We start from the raw sequence: 338 nt of genomic DNA, 5'->3' as shown, positions 1-338 counted from the left end.
CCTGATGCGGTTCAGCATCAGGAGCAGACCGTGACCGACCTTTTTGAACAATCCAGCCAGAAGCTGGACGCAGCAATCACCGAAATCCAGCACGCCATCGCAGCCGGACTGGCGAACAAGCAACGTCTGTTTGAGACGATGCGCCAGCTCTACGGGGAGGGCTCCGCAAACGGCACCTGGAGCCAGAGGGACGCCTTTGACCTGCTCGAGGCGGCATTGACGCGCCACATGGCCGGAATGCTGAACAAGCCTCAGATGCTGCACCAGATCTCGGAGATCAGTGCGCTTATCGAGGCACTGCCGACACATACGGTCAGAAGTGAAGACCAGATCAGGTA

1 pseudogene is annotated in these 338 nt (G+C 58.6%); it reads left to right on the top strand.

Annotation, left to right across the window (positions count from 1 at the left end):
• Positions 1-30 precede the first annotated feature (30 nt).
• Positions 31-338 (top strand): annotated as a pseudogene (locus AX708_RS01515) (hypothetical protein); the annotation flags it as partial.

It is taken from the genome of Erythrobacter sp. CCH5-A1, from assembly GCF_001557115.1.
Lineage (GTDB): Bacteria > Pseudomonadota > Alphaproteobacteria > Sphingomonadales > Sphingomonadaceae > Erythrobacter.
Note: the sequence above shows the minus strand (reverse complement) of the source record. Positions and strands in the feature narration are given on the sequence as shown.